Source organism: Corynebacterium stercoris (genome assembly GCF_024160105.1).
GTDB lineage: Bacteria > Actinomycetota > Actinomycetes > Mycobacteriales > Mycobacteriaceae > Corynebacterium > Corynebacterium stercoris.
In genome coordinates, this window is sequence record NZ_JAMFTQ010000014.1 from 30010 (window position 1) to 51688 (window position 21679).

The window sequence follows — 21679 nt, forward strand, 5'->3', positions numbered from 1 at the left end:
CGACGAGTCGGGATAGCTGTAGATCCGGCCACGGCCTCAATCCTTTCTAGCTAAGACGAATAGACACTCGCCTCGTTGAGGCCTCGCTGAGAAGCCTGCAACTCGACAGAAGGAATGTAACCTACGGCACACTTCGTGAACGAACGTTAAACAGCCTTTTCCAAGAGTTTCCCAATCTTCCACCCCCGCCCATGCCGGGGACGTGCGGAAACTTTTGGTACTACAACTACCCCCACCGTCGCCTCGAACAACAAGAAGGGCCTGCCCGAGCGGGCAGACCCTCATTAAGAACTTGAAGCTTAACGACGCTTAATTCGGGAACGTCCTCGGATCCCCGTACAACCGGCCGCCGCCGACCGCGTCGAGGGTGGCGATGTCCTCCGCGTCGAGCTCCACCTCGACCGCGCCGAGGTTCTCGACGAGACGCTGCGGGTTCGAGGTCTTCGGCACCACAGAGCAACCGAGCTCAAGCAGGTAGGCGAGGACGATCTGCGCCGGCGTCTTGCCGTGCTTGTCGGCGACGGCGACGATCTCGGGCGCGTCGAAGTTCTCGCCGCGCGCAAGCGGCGCCCACGCCTCGGTGACAATGTCGTGGGACTCGTGGAACGCGCGCAGCTCCGGCTGCGTGAACCCGGCGTGCAGCTCCACCTGGTTGAGCACCGGGGTGACACCGGTCTTCTCGATGATCTCCTCAAGCACATCTTCGTAGAAGTTCGCGACGCCGACGGACTGCAGCTGCCCCATGCCCTGCAGCTGGGTGATCTGCTCGAACGCCTCGACGTAAGTGCCCTGCTGCGGTACCGGCCAGTGGACGAGGTAGAGGTCGATGAACTCCAGGTTCAGGCGCTTCAGAGACTCCTGGTACGCCTCGGCCGCGCGGTGCTGGTCGTCGTTCCACAGCTTGGTGGTCACGAACAGCTCCTCGCGGGTGACGTCACCCGCGGCGATCGCGGCGTTGATGGCCTTGCCCACCTCCACCTCGTTGCCGTACAGCGAGGCGGTATCGATGTGACGGTAGCCCAACTCAATGGCGGTGCGGACGATCTGCTCCGTCTCCTCGCCCTTCAGCTTGTAGGTGCCGAGGCCGAGGAGGGGGAAATCATAACCGTCGTTAAGCGTGGTAAGCGGAATGCGCACGGCGCTCACCTAGCTAGCGTCGAGCAGGTCGATGACGAAGACCAGGGTGCGGCCCGCGAGCGGGTGCCCGCCGCCGGCCGGGCCGTACGCCATCTCCGGCGGGATGGTCAGCTCGCGGCGGCCGCCGACGCGCATGCCCGGGATGCCCTCCTGCCAGCCCGCAATGAGGCCGTCGAGCGGGAATTCGGCAGCCTCGCCGCGGTCCCAGGTCGAATCGAACTCCTTGCCCGTGTCGTACGTCACGCCGAGGTAGTGCACCTTCACGTAACCACCCGCGACGGCTTCGGCACCGTCGCCGACCACAAGATCCTCAATAACGAGGTCAACCGGCGCCGGCTCCTGCGGAACCTCGATGGTGGGCTTTTCCATTGCTGGCAATCTCCTTGCACGTGTTGTGGCGGGAATGACAAAACCGCCGGAACAGGCCTCCCAAAAGTATAAGGGAAAGCCCGCTCGCGGCGGTGAGCCGGCAGCTTAGCGCTGATCCTCCGGCACGAAGTCGCGGTGCTCGTAGCCGGTGTAGATCTGGCGCGGGCGGTTGATCTTGGAGTTCATCTCAAGCTGCTCGCGGTACTGCGCGATCCAGCCCGGGAGGCGGCCGATGGCGAACAGGACGGTGAAGAAGTCCGTCGGGAAGCCCATGGCGCGGTAGATCAGGCCCGTGTAGAAGTCTACGTTCGGGTACAGCTTGCGCTGGATGAAGTACTCGTCGTTCAGCGCGATCTCCTCGAGCTTCATGGCGAGGTCCAGCATCTCGTCGCCGCCCAGGTGCTCCAGCACCTCGTGGGCGGTGTCCTTCACAATGGCGGCGCGCGGGTCGTAGTTCTTGTACACGCGGTGGCCGAAGCCCATGAGGCGGACGCCCTTTTCCTTGTTCTTCACGCGGTTCATGAAGTCGGTTGCGTCGCCGTCGTTGTTCTTCTGGATGTCCTCGAGCATCTCGAGCACAGCCTGGTTCGCGCCGCCGTGCAGCGGGCCAGCCAGGGCGTTGATGCCGCCGGCGATAGCCACGAACATGTTGGCCTGCGCGGAAGCGATCATGCGCACGGTGGAGGTGGAGCAGTTCTGCTCGTGGTCAGCGTGCAGGATGAGCAGCTTCTCCATGGCGCGGGCGAGCAGCGGGTCAACCTCGTACTCCTCCGTCGGGTAGCCGAACATCATGCGCAGGAAGTTCTCGGTCTGGTTCAGCTTGTTGTCCGGGTACATGTACGGCTTACCGCGGGATGCGCGGTAAGCGTAGGCCGCCAGCATCGGCACCTTCGCCATGAGGCGCACGGTGGCCTTGTCCAGCTGCTCCTCGTCGAGCGGGTTGAGCTGGTCCTGGTAGTAGGCGGACAGAATGTTCACGGACGACGCCAGCACAGCCATCGGGTGCGCGTTGCGCGGGAAGACGTTGAAGGCGGCCTTGAAGTCTTCGTCGAGCAGCGTGTGGTGGCGGATGTCGTCGGAGAACGCCTGGTGCTGCTCGGCGTTCGGCAGCTCGCCGTTGATGAGCAGGTAGGAGACCTCGTTGAAGGTGGCGTTGTTGGCCAGGTCGGCGATGTCGTAGCCGCGGTAGCGCAGAATGCCGTTGTCGCCGTCGATGTAGGTGATCTTGGATTCGGTGGAGCCGGTGGACACGTAGCCCGGGTCGAAGGTGACGTACCCAGTCTCGCTGAGCATCTTGCCCAGGACAATACCGTCGTTGCCCTCGGTGGCGCGCATGATGTCCATTTCGAACTCGCCGCCGGGGTAGTGGAGTACGGCCTTGTTCTCGTTCTCAGAAGCCACGAAATACCCTTCCTCACGTGGTGGAACCAGCCCAGGTAGACGCGCGAAAGGACGCACCGCCAGCCAAGGCCAGTGAATGACTGCTGCAATAGTAGCAAAAGGTGTGATCCGCATGACTGCGAAGAGGCTTGTGAATGTAGACCACACTCACATTTACAAACGCGGCGTTATATTATGCGCGTAAAGAAGGCCTTGCCCCCCGAGAAGAAAGCCGGTTGTTCGATGAGCGACTACCCCACCCTGCCCGCTGACCTCCTGCCTGTCGACGGCCGTTTCGGCTGCGGCCCCTCCAAGGTCCGCCCCGCGCAGCTCGACGCGATTGCCCGCGGCGCAGCCATCATCGGCACCTCCCACCGCCAGCCGGCGGTGAAGGACGTCGTCGGCGAGGTGCGCGACGGCCTCGCCGCACTGTTCAACCTGCCGGAGGGCTACGAGATCGTCCTCTCCCTCGGCGGCGCCACCGCGTTCTGGGACGCAGCGACGTTCGGCCTCATCGAGCAGAAGTCCGCGCACTTAAGCTTCGGCGAGTTCTCCGGCAAGTTCGCGAAGGCATCCAAGCAGGCGCCGTGGCTTCAGGAGCCGCAGGTGGTCGCCGGCGAGCCGGGCACCGCCCCCTCCCCGAGCGAGCTCGACGGCACCGACGCCGACGTCGTCGCCTGGGCGCACAACGAGACGTCGACCGGCGCGATGGTGCCGGTCACCCGCCCGAACACCGAGGCACTGGTGCTTATCGACGCTACTTCCGGCGCCGGCGGGCTCCCAGTCGACCTCAACGAGGCCGACGCCTACTACTTCTCCCCGCAGAAGTGCTTCGCGTCCGACGGCGGCATCTGGCTTGCGGCGATGAGCCCGGCCGCGATCGAGCGCATCGCGAAGATCAAGGAGTCCGGCCGCTTCATCCCGGCGTTCCTGGACCTGCAGACGGCGGTGGACAACTCGCGCAAGAACCAGACCTACAACACCCCGGCGGTTGCGACGCTGCTCATGCTCGCCGACCAGGTGCGCTGGATGAACGAGAACGGCGGCCTCGACGGCATGGTCACCCGCACCACCGCGAACGCCCAGGCGCTCTACGGCTGGGCGGACGCGAACGAGCAGGCGACGCCGTTTGTCAAGGAGCCGTCGGCACGCTCGCTCGTGGTGGGCGCCATCGACTTCGACGACACCATCGACGCAGCTCAGCTGGCCAAGGCGCTGCGCGCGAACGGCATCCTGGACGTGGAGCCGTACCGCAAGCTGGGCCGCAACCAGCTGCGCATCGGCATGTTCCCGGCGGTGGATACTGCGGACGTCGAGAAGCTCACGGGCGCGATCGATTACTTGCTCGAGCAGGGCGTGGGCGCGAAGTAAACCCCGGCCCGTGGGTTAGGCTTGGGAAAACCTGTCCGCCGAATAGGGAGAGCTATGCGCGAGCTGCACCTCAGCCATGAGGAATCGACGGAAACGTTCCTTGTCCTCGTCGACAATGATGGGGTGCGCTACCAGCTCGCACGCGCCGAGCTCGACCCGCAGGAGGCCGCGGAGCCCGAGGTGAACGCCGGTTTCGCCCCCTCCGGCAGCACGCTGTTCGCTGTGCCGCACGCCGACGAGGCGGAAGCGCCCGTGGAGCCCGAAACCCCGGCGGAGGAACCCGAGGTCGAGGTCCAAGAAACCCCGCAGGAGCGCACGCTGCCGGAGCCGGACCCGCTCTACGCCAAGGCGCTGACCATGCGCCCGAACGAGATTCAGGCCCGCATCCGCGCCGGCGCAACCGCGGCCGAGGTCGCGGACGAGATGGGCGTGGCCGAAAGCCGCATCGAGCCGTACGCGCACCCGGTGCTGCTGGAGCGTTCCCAGGTCGCCGAGGCCGCGAAGCAGTCCCACCCGCTGCGCGAGGACGGCCCGGCGAAGCTCACGCTCTTCGAAATCCTGGCGTCGGCGTTCGCGGCGCGCGGGCACTCGCTTTCCGACGCCACCTGGGACGCCACCCGCGAACCGGGCGACGCCTGGGTTGTCCACCTGCGCTGGCAGGCCGGCCTGACGGACAACGAGGCGGTGTGGTCGTACAAGCGCCAGATGGGTTCCGCGGCGACGACGGAAGCCCGCAACGCGGTGGCGGCGGACCTCACGGACCCGGATTTTGTGCAGCCGGTGCGCTCGCTCACTGCCGTCGATACGCGTGCGCTCCGCGCGGAGGAGCCCGAGCTTGCCCCGGCCGACGCCGAGCCGAGCGGGGACGACCTGGTTGCGGAGGGCGATTTCCTGCGCCACCCGGATGAGGAGGAGCAGCCCCAGAAGCGCCGCCGCAAGGCTGTCACCCCGCACTGGGAGGACGTGCTGCTCGGCGTGCGCACCACCCCGAAGCGACCGAAGAAGTAGGTGCGCGATGCAGTCGATCAGCTACCCCGCGGTGGTCACGTTCTGGTTTGTCACGACGGCTGACCCGGCCGCAGTGCTGGAGTCGGAGCCAAAGGCGGACCGCGGTTTCGGCCGCAAGCTGCTCAGCCAGATCAACCCAGCGTGGCCGATCACGCCGATCGGCGAGTTCCCGCTGAACCGCTCGTCGAAGCCCGGCAAGAGCGAGTTTTACATCGCCGGATACCCGGGTGTGGCTGTGGTGCAGACGTTCGTGACGGATTCGGAGAAGCTCACCGAAACGGTGCGCTACCTGCGCGAGGCACTGCCCGCCGCGGATACGTACATGTTTGCCGAGGGCACGGACTCGGACTACGCCGGGTTCGCGCACTACGTGGGCGAGGACCTGCGCCGCTCGCTGACCGCGACGCGCGAGCGCGTCCTGGAGGATCTCGGCCTGCCGGAGCCCTTCGAGGCGCCCTACTGGGCCGGCGAGAAGGCGGAGCAGCTCGGCGGCATCACGCTGCCGTTCGAGCCCAAGGACTTGATGCGCGAGGCGCAGCGCCACTGGGTCGGGTTGGAGCTGGACGGCGAGGGCCCGGACGTGCACGTTGTGGGCTACGCCATTGACGGGCGCCCGGAGCCGAAGATCGCGAAGCCGGCGAAACCGCAGGTGAAGACGGTGGAGCAGGTCGCCGCCCGCTTCGCCGAGGGCGACGGGGCCTACGACGACTACGAGGTGCGCACGCGCGACACCGAGGGCGAGGAGTTCGCCGAGCTCGCTGACGCCTCCGTTGCAGCCGCGCGCCGCATCGGCCGCGACGTGCGCCGCCGCCTCGGGCGGATGAAGGACGCGCTGGTGGAGAAGATCCGCCACGCGGACCGCTAACAGCAGCGGGTTCCTGGAGCTCTCAGCGTCTGGAGCTCTCACCGGCAGCTTCCCGGCCCGTTGAGCAGCTACCGCATGCGCTCGTAGAACGCGACGGCGGCGCTCGTCGCCACGTTGAGCGAATCGGTGCCCGGAGCCATCGGGATCTGGGCGCGCACGTCGCAGGCGCGCATCGCGTGCTCGGTCAGCCCCGGCCCCTCCGCGCCGACGAGGAACGCCACCCGCTCGTGCTGCCGCCCGGTTCGCTGATCCAGCAGCGCGTCTTTCAGCTGCACCGCGTCCGGCGCCGGGGTGAGCGCGACGACGTGGAAGCCCGCCTCCTGCAGCTCGGCGAGCCCGCGCTGCCAAGTGGTCGGCGTGCCGTCGATGTGCGCGAACGCGGTACGCAGCGCGTGCCCCATGGACACGCGCACGCTGCGGCGGTACAGCGGATCCGCGGTGGACGCGCCGAACAGCACGCCGTCGATCCCCATGCCGGCGGCGTTGCGGAAGATCGCGCCGATGTTCTCGTGGTCCCCCACACCCTCGAGCACGACGACGGTGCGCGCGCCCGCAAGCACATCCGCGACGCGCAGCGGCGCGGGCCGGTCGGCGGAGGCGAGCAGGCCGCGGTGCATGTCGTAGCCCGCGACCTCGGCCATCACCGCGCGAGGCACCTCGTACACCGGGATCCCGCGGCGCTGAAGCTCAGCGCCATGCGTATCGACGAACGTTTCCAGCCGACCCCCGAAGCCGAACACCGCCCGGACCGGGAAGCGCGATTCCAAGAGGCGCCCGCAGATCAGCGGACCCTCGGCGATGACGAGGCCGCGCTCCCCGTCGGAACCCTTGAGGTCGCGGATGTCGTCGAGGAGGGGGGATGAAGGATCGTCGATAAGCAAAGTGTGCTCCTAGCTCAGGGCGGCGAGGAGCGGGCCCTGCACGAAGTAGACGACGAACAGGGCGGAGATGAGCCACATGATCCAGTGGATCTCCTTCGCCTTGCCCGCGAACAGCGCCATGACGGTGAAGGCGATGAAGCCGACGCCGATGCCGTTGGCGATGGAGTAGGTGAACGGCATGACCACGATGGTGAGGAACGCCGGCAGGGCGATGTGGAATTGGGTCCACTCGATGGAGCCGACCTGCATCATCATCAGCGCGCCGACGACGACGAGGACGGGTGCGGCGGCCTCGATCGGGACGATCTCGTACAGCGGGGTGAAGAACATCGCCGCGAGGAAGAGCACGCCGGTGACCACGTTGGCGAGGCCCGTGCGGGCGCCGTCGGCGATGCCGGCGGAGGAGTCGACGTAGACGGTGTTCGAGGAGGAGGACGCAAAACCGCCGGCGACGGCGCCGAAGCCCTCCACGATCAGGGCGCGCTTCATGTCGGGCAGGTTGCCGTTTTCGTCGGCAAGCCCGGCTTGGCGGCCGAGGGCGGTCATGGTGCCCATGGCGTCGAAGAAGTTAGCCAGCACGAGGGTGAACACCATGAGGGAGGCGGCAATGGCGCCGACGTTGATGAAAGCGCCGATGAGATCCACCTTGCCCACCAGGGACAGATCCGGCACGCCGCCGAGGGACTCCGGTAGGCGCGGGACCGCCAGGGACCAGCCGTGCGGGTCGTCCGCCGAGGAGCCGGCGCCGGTGAGGGCCTCGACGATCATGGCAATGATGGTGGTGACCACGATGCCGATGAACAGGCCGCCCGGGATGTTGCGGGTGACCATGAAGCCGCAGATGATCAAGCCGAGCACGAATACCAGGGTGGGCCAGGAGGCGATGGAGCCTTCGAAGCCGAGCTGCACCGGCACGGTGGTCATCGCGGCGTCGGGCACGCGGCGCACGAAGCCGGCGTCGACGAGGCCGATCATGGCGATGAACATGCCGATGCCCACGCTCATGGCCACCTTCATGGAGTTCGGAATGGCGTTGAATACGGCGGTGCGGAAGCCGGTGACGGCGAGGATGCAGATGATCACGCCGTCGATCACCACGAGGCCCATCGCCTCCGGCCAGCTCAGCCCCTGCTGCCCCACCAGCGTCACGGCCACGAGCGTGTTCAGGCCCAGGCCGGTGGCGATGCCGAAGGGGTACTTCGCAATCACACCGAAGAGGATGCACATCACGCCGGCGACGAGCGCGGTGACGGCGGCGACCTGCGGGATGCCCAGCACCACGCCGTCGCGGTCCGGGCTGGTGCCGATGATCAGCGGGTTGAGCAGCACAATGTAGGCCATCGCGAAGAACGTGACCACGCCGCCGCGGATCTCGCGGCCGACGTTCGACCCGCGTTCAGTAATGTGGAAGAAGCGGTCGAGCGCTCCGGTGGGTTCCGCGGCCGAGGATGTGGGCGCGTGTCGGGTTGTCACGGTATGGTCCCCTTGGAAGGTCATAGAATTTGGCTGGCTTTTGCCTGACATAGACTCCCACTTCGGAGAGTAATTAGCCAAACGTCGGCCAGCGTGATTGGGGTTTCGTGGACGTTTTCAACTTCGTCGTCGCCGAGGGTGCGGTGATTGACGCGGACCGGTACGCGGCGCGGCTGCGCGAGATGGGGGTTCAGCCCTCAGCGCTGCAGCAGCTGCGCATCCAGCTTTCCCGCGTCCACGGCACTCGCCGGGGCGTACTCGAGGTCCGCGGCGGCGATGTTGCGCTCGCGCTGCGTCCCCTCGCGCCCGCCCCGAGCGAGATCACGATGCTGGCCGACGCCATCCGCGACGAGCGCACCGACCCGGGCCATCTGGGGCCCGACTTGGGCTGGCAGCAGTCCGTCCTTGCGCGCATCCCGGCGCACGAGGCACTGCTTGTCGACGATCATTTTCGCACCGTCTCCGCCGTCATGTACCCGCTCATCGAGGTACTGCCCGGTCGGGTGCGGGTGTCGACGCACCCGGACACCACGCCGTCGATCGCCCTGGAAAGCGTGCTGCAGATCCTCGCCGGCTACGGCATCGACGTCGAGGAGGCGCCGGACGGTTTCGACACCCACGCGCTGCCGTCGAGCGAGGTGTGGGTGCTTGACCCGGTGTACGGCGCACGGCTGGTGGATACGTGGCTGGAGTACGGCACGAAGCGCCCGGCGCGCTCGCTCTTCGACCGGGGCGGGGTGCCGTCGCACCGCGAGGTCAACGAGGTGCGCAAGCAGCTCGCCGCCCTGGTGTAGCGGTTAGTCCGCGACGGTGGTGTCGGAGTGCGCGCCGCAACCGTAGGATGCGGCCACCACGTGCCCGTCGGCGGAGTACTCGTTGGTGCACACGCCGAAGTTGTCGCCCACCGGCTCCCCCATCGGCAGGTAGAACGCGCAGCTGCGGCAGTACAGGGTGGCTTTCTCGGCGAACTCGCTGTTCGGGCCGAAGTCGCCGGTGCGCCAGCGGCGCTCCGCCTCGCTGAGGCCCTTCTCCGTGAGGTAGCGCTTGGTCTCGCGGCCGGGGAACGTGATGGCGTGGCGCGACATGGAGTCTTCGGTAACCCGATCGTCGTGAGGCGAAAGTTCCATGATGTCGCCCGGGCCGAGGTCGCCGGGGCGCAGGCGCTCGGAGTAGGGCACCCAGTCCGGTGCTTCGAGCGCTCCGGTGGCGGGCACGAGCGCGACCTCGTTGATGGTCACCCAGTCCGAGCCGGTGGCGCAGGCGACAACCGCGTTCCACTCCCAGCCGGAGTAGCCCGGAACGTCGGCGGCGAAGCGGTGCGTGGCCACGTTCTCGCCGAGGCCGGTGACGCCGATGTGCTCGCCGATTTCCTCCCCGTCCGCGACTTCCTCGAGCGCGCGGCGCGCGGCCTGCACAGCCGCGGGGGCGAGCAACGGGGATTGCGCGGCCTTCCGGCGCCGCGACCGGGAACGGGAGCGGTGGGTGGAATCAGTCACGCCTTTATTATGCGCATCCTCAAACGCGCGGCTGCACAGTGGTCGCCGTGTTGTGGGGCAAGATGGTGCGCATGACGCTGCCCCGCCTGCCCCACGCCGTGCCCGCGCTCGCCGCCGCCCTCCCGCTGACGCTGCTGCCCGCCGCGTGCACGCAACCGGCCGAGCAGGCCGCGCCCGAGCAGCTGGTGGCGGTGGTTAAGGAACGCTACGATTTCGACCCGACCAGCTTCACCCAGGGGCTCGAAGTCGCGCCCGACGGCACGCTCTACGTCGGCACCGGCATGGAGGGCGAGTCCCGCATCTACCGCCGCAGCCTCGACGGCGCGGTGCTCGCGGCGCAGGACATCGATCCGGCGTACTTCGGCGAGGGCATCACGCGTATCGACGATTACGTGTGGCAACTCACCTGGCAGGACAACGTCGCCATGAAGCGCGACGCCGAGACGCTCGCGGAGACCGGCCGCGCCACGTACACCGGCGAGGGCTGGGGCATCTGCGCCCGCCCCGAGGCCGGTGAGGTGATCTTCTCCGACGGCACTGCGGAGCTGCGCCGCATGGACCCGGCCACGCTCGAGGAGCGGGAGCGCTTCACGGTCACGCTCGGCGGCGAGCCGGTTGCGGGGCTGAACGAGCTGGAGTGCGTGGGCGATGCGGTGTACGCCAACATCTTCACCACCACCGACATCGTGCGCATCGACGCTTCGACCGGCGCCGTCACCGCTGTCATCGACGCCTCCGACGTGCCGAACAACGCCACCGCTGACCCGAACCACGTGCTCAACGGCATCGCCCACATCCCGGGCACCGACGAGTTCTACCTCGCCGGCAAGCGCTGGCCGGATCTGTACCGCGTCACCTTCGAGCCGGCCGGCTAGGGGCGGGGGTTAGACTTTCTGGCTATGGCGAAACGTCGGCAAGCACAGGGTTGGGTGCAGGTAGCAGCGATCATTCTCGCGGCGCTTCTGTTGGTCGCGGCGGTGTACGGCGTGATGGAGTGGCAGAAGAACCGCCCCTCAACCCCGGTGCGCGACGTGCAGATCGAGGTCGCCTCCGCGGGCGTGACGCTTGACGTTGAGCCGTATACCGTCTGCGAGCTGGACGAGGAATGCGCCGGCGGGCAGCCGCCTACGATGACGCTGGACCCCGCTACTGTCACCGTCACCGTGCCGCGCGAGATTGCCGACGGCAGCTGGCGCCTCCTCACCATTTACGACGACCCGGCCGCGAACAACGAGATCGTCTTCACCTCCGGCGAGGCGGCAACCCAGGACGTTGAGGCGGTCACCGACAGCGGCGCGAAGCTCGTCGTCGCCGAGGTCTCTGCCCTGGCAATTGATAAAGGCGATGACGGAGAGGAAATCCCCGTCATCGCCACATGGTCGATCGGCTTTGAATAAGAGCCGTCGTTACGCATCAAGCTCCTTCGCCACGGCGCGCAGGATTTCTGCGACCTGGCGGCTCTCCTTGCGGTCCGGGTAGCGGCCGCCGGTGAGCGCGGGCTGGATCTGCGTCTCAATCATCGTCATCACATCGGCGAGCATGCTGCCCAGCTCCTCCGGCTTGCGGCGGTGCACCGGGCGACGCTTCGGCGTCTCCAGCACCTTCACGCGCAGCGCCTGCGGGCCGCGGCGGCCGGCGGCGAAATCGAACTCGATGCGCTGCCCGGGGACCAGCTCATCCACGCCCTCCGGGAGCACGTTCTTGCCGATGAACACGTCATCCTCGCCCGGGTTCGAGGCGAAACCGAAACCCTTGTCCGCGTCGTACCACTTCACTTTTCCAACTGGCATGACTAGACCTCCTTTTCTCCCCTATAACGAAAGCTCCGAGCTTACTATTTCCTCCCTGCCCGAAGGCTTACGGGTCTGTTGCCAAACATTTTGTGACATAGACCACTAAAATTTTTGTAACGCGCGTGAGCTGCACAAACGCCATGTTGTTGCCTTGTCCAGCATGCGAATCGACGCAACTTCGTGCCGAGGGCGTGACTGAATCGTTATAAACCGTTAGGCTCGCCCGCATCACGCTGACTACGAACGGCTGACACTGAACGGCTAAAACCGAGAGGACACTATTTATGGGACGCCACTCCAAGCAGACGACGTCGGTAGCCAAGAAGGCTCTCGCCGGCACCGCTGCGGCCGCCGCTCTTGCCGGCATCGTCGCACCGCAGGCTTCCGCCGCCCCGGATTCCGACTGGGACCGTCTCGCACAGTGCGAGGCCGGCGGCAACTGGCACATCAACACGGGTAACGGCTACTACGGCGGCCTGCAGTTCTCCGCGAGCACCTGGCGCGCCTACGGCGGCGGCCAGTTCGCCCCGTACGCACACCAGGCAACCCGCGAGCAGCAAATCATCGTCGCCGAGCGCACCCTGGCCGGCCAGGGTTGGGGCGCATGGCCGGCCTGCTCCCGCAAGCTGGGTCTGCGTTCCGCGCCGACCAACCGCGATGCCCAGGCTGTCGCCGCCACCCCGGCTCCGGCACCGGCACCGGCTCCGGCCGCAGTTCCGGCTCCGGCACCGGCACCTGCCGCCCCGGCCGCCGACCTCGCCGTGGACAACGTGTACAAGCAGATCGTCGCTGCCGTGAACGCCGCCGGCTACGCCGTGCCGCAGCTGGTGCACGACACCTACGCTGCGAACCGCCACGACTACAACGCGTTCTACAACGACAACAAGGTGCTCATCGACGCGGTTCTGGCCGGCGACATCTATGGCGCCGCACGCGCAGCAGGCATCATCAACTAAGCCTGAAGCAGCACAAAGCACCGGCTCCCCACCAACGGGGTAGCCGGTGCTTTCGTATCCGCGCCCTATGACAGGGCGGAAGGCCCTACTTGTTCAGACGGGTGGTGGTGTGCACGTAGCCGGTCTGCTCTGCCGGAAGCGGCAGAACAAGCTCGTTGCCGAACGGGCTGTTCGCACCGGTGAGCTTGGAGGAGATCTCAGTCACCGGGTGACCGTTACCAGGAACATGAGTGGGCCACGCCGGGTTCGCGCGACCGATCTTCGCTGCATCTTTAGCCATGCCCCTCATTGTTTCACGTCCGCGCGGGAAACGCACGTAACATTGGACGAAATGTCTACGTTCCAGGACGCGCTCGCACAGAGCAGCGACGCGCAGCTCCGCGCGCTGATCGCCACCCGCCCGGATGCTTTCTTCCCCACCCCGCCCTCCACTGCGTCGCTGGCCACCCGGCTCTCGCTGCCCGGTTCCGCCGCGCTCGCGCTGCGCAGCCTCAACGCCGCTGATCTCCGGGCGCTCGAATTGCTTGCCGACGCCGGCGCCGAGCTCGAGGCCGTCAACAGAGCGTCGGCAAGCATTGGTTCGGCGGAACTGACCCACCTGCGCGAACGCGCGCTGGTGTACGGCCCGGATGAGGCGCTGCGCATCGCGCCCGGCGCACTCTCCGGCCTGCCGCCGGGCTGGCGGGTGAGCGACCCGCACCCTGAGGACATCGCCCCGCGCGTGGACGCGCTGCCGGCGCGGGAGCGGCGGGTGCTGGAAACACTGGCCAGCTCCGGCGGGATCGGCACCACGCGCGCCGCCGCCCCGGACGCGGACCCGACGACGCCGGTTGCGCGCCTTATCGCCGCCGAGCTGCTCGTGCGCGTCGACGCGTCCACCGTGCGCCTCCCCCGCCCCGTGCGCGAGGTGCTCGCCGGCGGCACCCCGCGGGTGTTCCCCGTAGAGGAGCCGGCGCTTGCCGACGCCAACCAACCCGCCGTCGACGAAGCCGCCGCCGGCCAGGGCCTTGAGACGGTGCGGCAGATGCGTCAACTGCTCACCCGCTTGCTCGCGCAACCGGTGGCGCTGAACAAGGACGGCACCGTGGGCGTGCGCGCCCTTTCCGCCCTGCAGAAGGAGCTCGCCTTCGACCCGGCACTCTTGATCACTATCGGCGAGGCCGGCGGGCTGATCGGCCGCGGCGTTGCGGAGATCGACGGCACCGAAACCGACGCCCTCGCCGCCACCCGCGATGCGCTGACCTGGATCGACGCGCCGCTCGCCGAGCAGTGGGCGACCGTGCTCGCCGCCTGGGCCGCCTCACCGTGGCGGGTGGACACCGGCCACAAGCTTTTGAGCGCGGAGATGCACGCCCCGGACATCCGCCACGCGCGCCAAGTCATCCTCGCCCACGGCGGCGACATGCGGCGCCTGCTGTTTCACGCCCCCATCGCGGCGTCGGGGATGCGCGACGCGCTGATCGGCGCCGTCGTCAGTGAGGCGCACACCGTCGGCGCGCTCGCGTCGCCCGGCGGCTCCCCCGCAGCATCGAGCCCGCTGCTGGCACTTCTCGACGGCACCGACATCACCGCCGCAACGAAAGCCCTCGTTCCTGCCGAGGTGGACTACCTCATCGCGCAAGCCGACATGACCATCCTGGCTCCCGGCCCCCTCGCGCCTGAGGCGGCGCGGTTCCTCGAGCGCATCGCGGAGTTGGAATCGCCGGGGCTGGCGAGCGTGTGGCGGGTGACGGAGGCGTCGTTACGCAAGGCCCTGGAAACAGGCCTGACCAGTGCCGATATCCACGCGTGGCTGGGGAGGCACGTGCTCGGCGAGGTGCCGCAGGGCCTGAGCTACCTCATCGACGACGTGTCGCGCACCCACGGCTCAATCCGCGCGGGCAGCGCGCTGAGCTACATCCGCAGCGACGATCCGGCGCTCATCGCAGCCGCCGCCGAGCGCGTTGCGGTGCGCGTGCTCGCCCCGACGGTTGCGGTGTCCGCCGAACCGCTGCCGCGGCTGGTGGCGCAGCTTCGTGACGCCGGCTTCCAGCCCACCGCCGAGAACAGCGACGGCGTGGAACTCAACATCGCACCCGAGCCGAGCCTCGTGCCGGCCACGCCTTCTCCCCTGCCGCGGCCGCGCAGCATTGAGCCTGAGCAGGCGGAGCGGATCATCGCGGTGCTGCGGAGCGGTCCGGCTGCAAGTGCGGCCGGCGTTGAGCCAAGCGACACCCTGGAAACGCTGCGTGCCGCCGCCCGTGGCCGCAGGCACGTGACATTGGGGTACGTAGACAAAAACGGCCGCGGGAAAACCGCGACCGTTCTGCCTCTCTCGGTGAGCGCCGGTCAGGTCGACGCGTTGGACGAGGCCACCGACCGCGTGGTCCGGATTGCGCTGCCCCGGATCACGCGAGTGGTGTTGAGCTAGCGCTTAGAACTGCGGGAGCAGCTGAGCGATCTGCGCCGGCAGCAGGCCAGCCTGCGGTGTGACTCCGGCAACAGGAAGAAACTTTCGCTACGGTGGGTTGCGGCAATTTCCCCCAGGAAAGAAAGGTGCGGACGTGACCACACTAGAGGTTCGCAACCTGCAGAAACGCTTCGGCGATCTGCAGGCGCTCGACGGGATGAGCTTCACCGTCGGCCCCGGCGAAATCTATGGGTTTGTCGGCTCGAACGGCGCAGGCAAGTCCACGACGATGCGCATCGCGCTCGGCGTGCTCGAGGCCGACGCGGGCGAGGTCTTCCTCGACGGCCAGCCCCTGAACGACGACATCCGCCGCCAGATCGGCTACATGCCGGAGGAGCGCGGCCTGTACGGCAAGGAGAAGATCCTCGACCAGCTGGTCTTTCTGGCGAAGCTGCACGGGGTTGAAGCGGACGTCGCCAAGCAGCGCGGCACCGAGCTGCTCACCGAGCTCGGCCTCGGCGAGCGCCTGGACGCGAAGCTCGACGACCTCTCGCTAGGCAATCAGCAGCGCGTGCAGCTCGCGGCGTCGCTGATCCACGACCCGGCGATCCTGATCCTCGACGAGCCGTTCTCCGGCCTCGACCCCGTCGCCGTCGACGTGATGTCGCGCATGCTCACCGACCGCGCCCGCACCCACGGCGTGCCCGTCGTCTTCTCCTCCCACCAGCTCGACCTGGTGCAGCGCCTGTGCGACCGCGTCGGCATTGTCACCCGCGGCCGCATGGTCGCCGAAGGCACCGTCGACGAGCTGCGCACCGGCGGCCCCGTCCGCTTCCGGGTGGGCACCCGGGCCCGCGGCTGGTACCCGCAGGGCACGACGCTTATCGACGACACCGAGACACACGTCATCCTCGAAGCACCCTCCGTCGACGACGACCAGCGGATCCTCCACGCCGCCATGGCCGCAGGCCCAGTGCACGAATTCACCCGCGTGGTGCCCGATCTCAACGACCTGTTCAAGGAGGTTGTGAAGTAAATGGCACAGGAAACCTACTCCCCCTGGCACACCGTCCGCACCACCGCGCTGCGGGAGATGCAGATCATCTCCCGCAGCCGCGCGGTGATTTTCACCCTGGTGATCCTGATCGTGGCCACCCTCGGCATGATCGGGTTCTTCACGTGGCAGGCCAATAAGGACGATGCCGCTGCTGCGGGCGACAGCGTGGCTGTTGTTGGCGTCGATACGCAATCGCTCTCCGCGGCCGGCCTGGACCCGCAAGGGGCGGCGGACCGCGCGGAGGCCGAGCGCCTGGTGCGCGACGGCGACGTGAAAGCGGCCGTCGTCGCGGACGGCACCACGTGGGACGTGATCTCGGACGGCTTCCCGTCGGGTTCCGTGATGGACGCGGTCGAGGCGGTTGCGCAGGCGCAATCGCAGGCTGAGGCGCTGCAGAACCTCGGCATCGACCCGGCCGAGTACGCCGCCGCGGCGCCGCAGATCCAGGTCAACGCTGTGGATGTCGACGGCGACGAGGGCGCAGAGGAGCAATTCATCCGCCAGCTCACCGCGTTCATTTCGCTGATGGTGATGATCTTCACCGTGATCACGTTCGCGGCGCAGGTGGGCAGCCGCGTGACGGAGGAAAAGTCCTCGCGCGTGGTCGAGCTGGTGCTCGCCAGCGTCCGCCCGATGGATTTCCTGGCCGGCAAGATCCTGGGCAACCTGGCGTACGGCTTTATCGCCACGGCGGTCATCCTCGGCGCAGGCGCGCTCGGCCTCAACTTCTCCGGGCTGCTCGACGGCGTGCCGTTCGACTGGTCGATTCTGCCCATCATGCTCATCGCCTGGCTGCTGGGCATGCTGTTCTTCAGCGCGCTCTACGCCGCCGCCGGCGCGATGGTACAGCGCACGGAAGACTTGCAGTCCACGCAGATGCCGATCCTGTTGCTCATCATGGCCAGCGCGTACGTGCCGGCGTTCGGGTGGACCAGCACCAGCGAGACCTGGATGCAGGTGTGCTCCTGGATCCCGCCGCTGTCCATCTTCGCCGCACCGCTGACCTGGGCTGCCGGCGACCTCACCTCGCTGCAGCTCGGGCTGTCGTTCCTGCTCTCCCTCGCGGCGACGGTGCTGGTGGTGTGGCTGGCCGCGCGCATCTACCGGCGCTCAATCCTGAACAACGGGCGCGTGACCAAGTGGTCGGAGGCGCTCAAAGGCGCGCGGGCGTAGGGGCAAAAACGGCGCTACAGGTCTCGCACGAGGCGTGAACTCGATCATGTAGAGCTAAATGTCCCTGAGGTAAGCATCGAAATCGATCGGAAGGGCTGGACCGCTATCCAGTCCTTCTTCGATTGCTGCTCGCAGCGCCTCGAAGCGTTGCTCCCGCTCTTCCACTAACCTCAGCCCCTCGCGTAAAACCTCGCTGGCCGAGGCGTATCGGCCCGACTCTAGGAGATGCGAGATGAAGTGGTCGTAACGCTCACCAAGCACAACCGAAGTGTTTTTGCCAGCCATGAAGCCAAGATACCAAAGTTTCCTAAACCGCCGGGCCAAGCGGTTCGACTCGCGCAGCCCAGGCGGGCATACTCTTCGGCATGACGCTTGGTGACGGCCCCCTCATTGTCCAATCGGATAAGACCGTCCTCCTCGAGGTCGCGCACCCGCAGGCCGCCGCCGCCCGCACGGCGATAGCCCCGTTCGCTGAGCTGGAGCGCGCGCCCGAGCACGTGCACACGTACCGCATCACGCCACTTGCCCTGTGGAACGCGCGCGCCGCCGGCTTCGACGCGGAGCAGGCGGTGGACGTGCTCGAGCGCTACTCCCGCTTCCCCGTGCCTCAGGCGCTGCTTATCGACGTCGCCGAGACCATGGCCCGCTACGGCCGCCTCAAGCTGGTCAAGCACCCCGCCCACGGTCTGATCCTGGAGGCCGAAGACGCGGCGGTTCTCACCGAGGTGCTCCGGAGTAAGAAGATCCAGCCGCTCACGGGCGCGCCGATTGATGATGTGACGGCCCCGGTCCATCCGTCGGAACGCGGGCGCATCAAGCAGGAGCTGACCAAGCTCGGCTGGCCGGTGGAGGACCTCGCCGGCTACGTCGACGGCGAGCACCACCCCATCGAGCTCACCGCCGGCGACGGCTGGGACCTGCGCGATTACCAGCAGTACGCCACCGAGTCGTTCTGGGAGGGCGGCTCCGGTGTTGTCGTGTTGCCGTGCGGTGCGGGCAAGACCATCGTCGGCGCCGCGTCCATGGCCCAGGCGCAGACCACGACGCTGATCCTGGTCACCAACACCGTCGCCGGCCGCCAGTGGCGCGACGAGCTGCTGCGCCGCACCACGCTCACGCCGAACGAGATCGGCGAGTACTCGGGCGAGCGTAAGGAGATCCGCCCCGTCACCATCGCGACGTACCAGGTGGTCACACGCAAAACGAAGGGCGAGTACAAGGCGCTGGAGCTCTTCGACTCGCGCGACTGGGGCCTCATTATCTACGACGAAGTCCACCTCCTCCCCGCCCCCGTCTTCCGCATGGCCGCGGACTTGCAATCGCGCCGCCGCCTCGGCCTCACCGCCACGCTCGTGCGCGAGGACGGCCGCGAGGACGACGTCTTCTCCCTCATCGGCCCCAAGCGTTACGACGCCCCCTGGAAAGAACTCGAACTCGCCGGCTACATCGCCACCGCCGAATGCGTGGAGGTGCGCACCGAGCTTTCCGCGGAGGAGCGCCTGCTCTACGCCACCGCCGAGACCCGCGAGCGCTACCGCATCGCCGCCTGCAGCCGGGGCAAGCTCACCGCGCTGGACCGCATCCTTGCCACGCACGCCGGCAAGCAAACCTTGGTGATCGGGGCGTACGTGGACCAGCTCGAGGAGGTCGCCGCGCACATCGGGGCCCCGCTTATCGACGGCTCCTCCTCCACCAAGAACCGCGAGCAGACCTTCGACGCGTTCCGGCGCGGGGAGATTTCCACCCTCGTCGTGAGCAAGGTGGCGAACTTCTCCATCGACCTGCCCGAAGCCGCCGTTGGCATCCAGATCTCCGGCACGTTCGGCTCGCGGCAGGAAGAGGCGCAGCGCCTCGGCAGGCTGCTTCGCCCGAAGGCGGACGGGGCGGAGGCGCTGTTCTACACCATCGTCGCACGCGACACGCTGGACGCCGAATACGCGGCGCGCCGGCAGCGCTTCCTCGCCGAGCAGGGCTACGCGTACCGCTTGGTGGATGCGTCCGACCTGTAGCTAGTTCGCGTCGCCGCCGAACCCTAGACTGAAGCACTATGAGCGAGATGAAAGTCTTCAAGTTCGATGTCGACGAAGAGTATGCCAAGCAGCACAACGAGATGCTGCGCAACACCCGCAACCTGGTGATCTCCGGCTTCGCCCTGTTCGCCCTCTCCCTCATCGGCGCGCTGCTGTGCTGGCTCTTCATCAGCCCCGCCTCGCCGTGGCGCCTCCTCGGCACGGTGGGTCTCGCGCTTTTCGGCATCATGATGCTCCTCGTCGCGCTCCTCATCCCGCGCTCCGTGGGCAAGGCACAAACGCTTTACGACGCCCACCCCCTCGCCCCCGCAGTCATCAGCGAGAACGCCGGCACTACTGTAACCCTGTCGGCGCTGGTGAACGCGAACGTAGATCCGGCGCTGCCGCCGCGCTGGGGCCTGACCTCAGTCGTCGTGAAGCCAATTCCGAACACCAACGACGCGAAGGGCACCCACGTGCCTGTCACCGCAGTGGGCGCGCAGCGTTCCACGCACGACAAGAACCACTGGCAGACGATCACGCCCATGCCGATCGCGTGGGCCACGCCCGACAAGGACGTGATCACCACAGCGCGGAAGGCGATTCCGCAGGAGCAGTGGCGAGTGCTGGAGCGTGCGGTGAAGAACGCCGAGACGCTCGAGCAGTCCAAGAACTCGCTGGTCGTGCTTTAAGCGGCGGTTTTTCGCCCCTGCCACTGCTGCAGCAGCATCGCCGCAATGAGCAGGGCCGCCGGAACAGCGAAGCCTGCCGCGGCGTTGCGGAAGTAGATCGGGAGCAGCAGTACCGGCGTGAGCGCGAGGCCAAAGAAGCGGAACGCGAGCACCGTCGAGTTGAACTTCGTACCGCCCGGCGTGCGCAGGGCCGAGTACGTCACCGTGGTCTGAATACCCTGCGCGCCGACGAAGGCGACCGCCCAGCACAGCGCGATGACGACCGGCCACCCCAGGTGCGGCACCAGCGCAATCGCGGCGGCACCGGCGAGCGTGCACGCCGTGAGCACCCGGAGCGCGCCATACTTATCGACGGCTCCCCCAATCCGACCCGCAAAGAAAAACGCAGCGAGACCGCCCGCCATGATGACGAAGCCGCGCTGCGACGCCGGCATGCTGAACACGCTCTCCAGGTGGATAGTGAGCACGGCACCCATGCCGATAATGCTCATGCCAACCGCCAGAATGGTGAGGATGTGCACGATCATCGGCGGCCACGCTACCTTTTCCGAGGTGGTGTTCTTTGCTAGTGGCTGGATCCCCGGCACGCCAATGACGACCATCGCGAGTGCGACCGCGATCACCGCGAGGTAGAACAACTGCCAGTTCACGATTGCTGCGAAGCCGGCGACGAGTGGCGCCGCGCAGTTGCCCAGCGACTGCATAGCAAAGTATCTGCCGAGCGCTCCACCGAGCTTGTCCGGATGCGTCACCTCTCTGATTATCACCTGAAGAATCGGGAGCGTGAACGCGTTGGACAGCGACATCACCACGATGCCGCCGATGAATATCTTCCACGAAGGGGCGAGCATACAGATGATCGCCCCAATGAGCGTCGTGGCGTATGCGATCCGCACGACCTTGTGCGGCGAGAAGCGGTGCACAATGGCTGTGGAGAACAGCATCGTCGTCGCAAACGGGATCATGTACGCCGTGACCGCGAACGCTGCTTCCTGCACCGTCTTGTCGAACGTCACCGCGATATCCGGAATCACCGCCGCCAACGACTGCGCGGCGAACGGGCCGACAAAACCGCCCACGTACAGCATCCCCACGCGCATCTGCTTCAACTGCATGGCTAGCAAGGGTAGTCCGCCGCGTAGGGGTGCTGGCGGCGCTGCCGCGTTCCGACGGCGCCTTCCTGCCCCGATGGCCCCCGCCGAGCTCGCTCGTCTCCGGCAGGTTGTGGAGTATTGTAGCGACCTGGGGTTTTGGGTGGTGGTGTGAAAGATTCTGCAGAATCTTTCTGGGGCGCTCGGGTCGGGGCACATGTCGGCCGCCGCCGACCCCCGGTCCGCGGCGCCCGCGGACACGGGAGTCTCCGGCAGGTTGTCACTGGATGTAGCGACCTGGGGAAACGGGTGGGTTATGAAGGATGTTGTCAAATCTTTCTTGGGTGCCGGCAAAAGTCCGTACGCATGTGAAAGCAGCCCGGCCCCGGTGGTTTCCCGGGGTCGGGCTGCGTACGGTGTGAAGTTGTTGGGTCGGCGGTAACCTACTCTCCCACACCCTCCCGGGTGCAGTACCATCGGCGCGGGCGGGCTTAGCTTCCGGGTTCGGAATGGGACCGGGCGTTTCCCCGCTGCTATTG

Annotated in this window: 22 protein-coding genes and 1 rRNA gene; 12 read left to right on the forward strand and 11 right to left on the reverse strand. The window is 67.2% G+C overall.

The annotated features are described in order from the left end of the window. Positions 1-309: 309 nt before the first annotated feature. The 3 genes from M5J20_RS09255 to M5J20_RS09265 form a co-directional block, all read right to left on the reverse strand. Positions 310-1137 carry an aldo/keto reductase gene (locus M5J20_RS09255; protein WP_437177640.1) on the reverse strand — a complete coding sequence of 276 codons (828 nt, stop codon included), beginning with the start codon at positions 1135-1137 and terminating at the stop codon, positions 310-312. Positions 1138-1146: 9 nt separating this feature from the next. Continuing rightward, a complete protein-coding gene (locus tag M5J20_RS09260) occupies positions 1147-1506 on the reverse strand; it encodes an FKBP-type peptidyl-prolyl cis-trans isomerase (RefSeq protein ID WP_253578909.1) in 360 nt (119 codons plus the stop codon). A gap of 105 nt (positions 1507-1611) precedes the next feature. After that, complete coding sequence (locus M5J20_RS09265) at positions 1612-2907, reverse strand: citrate synthase (protein WP_253578910.1); 1296 nt, start codon at positions 2905-2907, stop codon at positions 1612-1614. A gap of 222 nt (positions 2908-3129) precedes the next feature. On the opposite strand from M5J20_RS09265, the gene serC reads away from it, so the two are divergent. Genes serC through M5J20_RS09280 form a run of 3 tightly spaced genes read left to right on the forward strand, consistent with a single transcriptional unit; the run spans position 3130 to position 6130 of the window. Beyond that, the gene (gene serC, locus M5J20_RS09270) at positions 3130-4257 is read left to right on the forward strand and encodes a phosphoserine transaminase (RefSeq protein ID WP_253578912.1); all 1128 of its coding nucleotides are present in this window, start codon (positions 3130-3132) and stop codon (positions 4255-4257) included. 54 nt (positions 4258-4311) lie between these two features. Then, the gene (gene sepH / locus M5J20_RS09275; protein WP_253578914.1) at positions 4312-5265 is read left to right on the forward strand and encodes a septation protein SepH; all 954 of its coding nucleotides are present in this window, start codon (positions 4312-4314) and stop codon (positions 5263-5265) included. Between the two features lie 7 nt (positions 5266-5272). After that, on the forward strand, positions 5273-6130 hold the full coding sequence (locus M5J20_RS09280; protein WP_253578916.1) for a DUF6928 family protein: 858 nt from the start codon (positions 5273-5275) through the stop codon (positions 6128-6130). Positions 6131-6198: 68 nt separating this feature from the next. Here the strand turns inward: M5J20_RS09280 and M5J20_RS09285 are convergent, their stop codons facing one another. Together M5J20_RS09285 and M5J20_RS09290 are read right to left on the reverse strand one after the other, a co-directional pair. Further along, positions 6199-7011 carry a TrmH family RNA methyltransferase gene (locus M5J20_RS09285; RefSeq protein WP_256478234.1) on the reverse strand — a complete coding sequence of 271 codons (813 nt, stop codon included), beginning with the start codon at positions 7009-7011 and terminating at the stop codon, positions 6199-6201. A gap of 9 nt (positions 7012-7020) precedes the next feature. Next, the gene (locus M5J20_RS09290) at positions 7021-8508 is read right to left on the reverse strand and encodes an NCS2 family permease (protein WP_437177641.1); all 1488 of its coding nucleotides are present in this window, start codon (positions 8506-8508) and stop codon (positions 7021-7023) included. 83 nt (positions 8509-8591) lie between these two features. Here M5J20_RS09290 and M5J20_RS09295 point away from each other — a divergent pair, with 83 nt between their 5' ends. After that, entirely contained in the window at positions 8592-9278 is a 687-nt protein-coding gene (locus M5J20_RS09295) for a hypothetical protein (RefSeq protein WP_253578920.1), read from the forward strand. A gap of 3 nt (positions 9279-9281) precedes the next feature. On the opposite strand, the gene M5J20_RS09300 is transcribed toward M5J20_RS09295, so the two are convergent. Next, positions 9282-9980 carry a DUF3027 domain-containing protein gene (locus M5J20_RS09300; protein WP_253578921.1) on the reverse strand — a complete coding sequence of 233 codons (699 nt, stop codon included), beginning with the start codon at positions 9978-9980 and terminating at the stop codon, positions 9282-9284. A gap of 62 nt (positions 9981-10042) precedes the next feature. On the opposite strand from M5J20_RS09300, the gene M5J20_RS09305 reads away from it, so the two are divergent. Together M5J20_RS09305 and M5J20_RS09310 are read left to right on the forward strand one after the other, a co-directional pair. Next, positions 10043-10855, forward strand: a complete 813-nt coding sequence (locus M5J20_RS09305; protein WP_437177642.1) for a glutaminyl-peptide cyclotransferase — start codon at positions 10043-10045, stop codon at positions 10853-10855. 24 nt (positions 10856-10879) lie between these two features. After that, positions 10880-11377: a DUF2771 domain-containing protein gene (locus M5J20_RS09310; protein ID WP_253578925.1), complete on the forward strand. Its 498-nt coding sequence runs from the start codon at positions 10880-10882 to the stop codon at positions 11375-11377. Between the two features lie 9 nt (positions 11378-11386). Here M5J20_RS09310 and M5J20_RS09315 read toward each other — a convergent pair whose 3' ends face one another. Beyond that, a complete protein-coding gene (locus M5J20_RS09315; RefSeq protein WP_253578926.1) occupies positions 11387-11770 on the reverse strand; it encodes a cold-shock protein in 384 nt (127 codons plus the stop codon). A gap of 287 nt (positions 11771-12057) precedes the next feature. Between M5J20_RS09315 and M5J20_RS09320 the strand changes: the two genes are divergently transcribed. Beyond that, a complete protein-coding gene (locus tag M5J20_RS09320) occupies positions 12058-12729 on the forward strand; it encodes a resuscitation-promoting factor Rpf1 domain-containing protein (RefSeq protein WP_253578928.1) in 672 nt (223 codons plus the stop codon). Positions 12730-12814: 85 nt separating this feature from the next. Here M5J20_RS09320 and M5J20_RS09325 read toward each other — a convergent pair whose 3' ends face one another. After that, positions 12815-13009, reverse strand: coding sequence for a hypothetical protein (locus M5J20_RS09325; protein ID WP_253578930.1), 195 nt, complete (start codon positions 13007-13009; stop codon positions 12815-12817). Positions 13010-13060: 51 nt separating this feature from the next. On the opposite strand from M5J20_RS09325, the gene M5J20_RS09330 reads away from it, so the two are divergent. The 3 genes from M5J20_RS09330 to M5J20_RS09340 all read left to right on the forward strand — a co-directional run bounded on the left by M5J20_RS09330 (position 13061) and on the right by M5J20_RS09340 (position 17348). Further along, a complete protein-coding gene (locus tag M5J20_RS09330) occupies positions 13061-15139 on the forward strand; it encodes a helicase-associated domain-containing protein (protein ID WP_253578932.1) in 2079 nt (692 codons plus the stop codon). 133 nt (positions 15140-15272) lie between these two features. Next, complete coding sequence (locus M5J20_RS09335; protein WP_253578934.1) at positions 15273-16154, forward strand: ABC transporter ATP-binding protein; 882 nt, start codon at positions 15273-15275, stop codon at positions 16152-16154. Then, a complete protein-coding gene (locus M5J20_RS09340) occupies positions 16155-17348 on the forward strand; it encodes an ABC transporter permease (RefSeq protein WP_253578936.1) in 1194 nt (397 codons plus the stop codon). It begins immediately after the preceding gene. A 54-nt stretch (positions 17349-17402) separates the two neighbouring features. On the opposite strand, the gene M5J20_RS09345 is transcribed toward M5J20_RS09340, so the two are convergent. Continuing rightward, entirely contained in the window at positions 17403-17633 is a 231-nt protein-coding gene (locus M5J20_RS09345; RefSeq protein ID WP_253578938.1) for a type II toxin-antitoxin system ParD family antitoxin, read from the reverse strand. 80 nt (positions 17634-17713) lie between these two features. Here M5J20_RS09345 and M5J20_RS09350 point away from each other — a divergent pair, with 80 nt between their 5' ends. Together M5J20_RS09350 and M5J20_RS09355 are read left to right on the forward strand one after the other, a co-directional pair. Next, entirely contained in the window at positions 17714-19357 is a 1644-nt protein-coding gene (locus M5J20_RS09350; protein WP_253578940.1) for a DNA repair helicase XPB, read from the forward strand. Between the two features lie 38 nt (positions 19358-19395). Continuing rightward, on the forward strand, positions 19396-20049 hold the full coding sequence (locus M5J20_RS09355; RefSeq protein ID WP_367614946.1) for a DUF3239 domain-containing protein: 654 nt from the start codon (positions 19396-19398) through the stop codon (positions 20047-20049). Here M5J20_RS09355 and M5J20_RS09360 read toward each other — a convergent pair. Together M5J20_RS09360 and rrf are read right to left on the reverse strand one after the other, a co-directional pair. Beyond that, positions 20046-21164 (reverse strand): MFS transporter, encoded by a 1119-nt coding sequence (locus tag M5J20_RS09360; RefSeq protein ID WP_253578942.1) that lies wholly within the window; start codon positions 21162-21164, stop codon positions 20046-20048. The genes M5J20_RS09355 and M5J20_RS09360 overlap by 4 nt on opposite strands. A gap of 406 nt (positions 21165-21570) precedes the next feature. Beyond that, positions 21571-21679, reverse strand: a 5S ribosomal RNA gene (gene rrf, locus M5J20_RS09365); the annotation flags it as partial.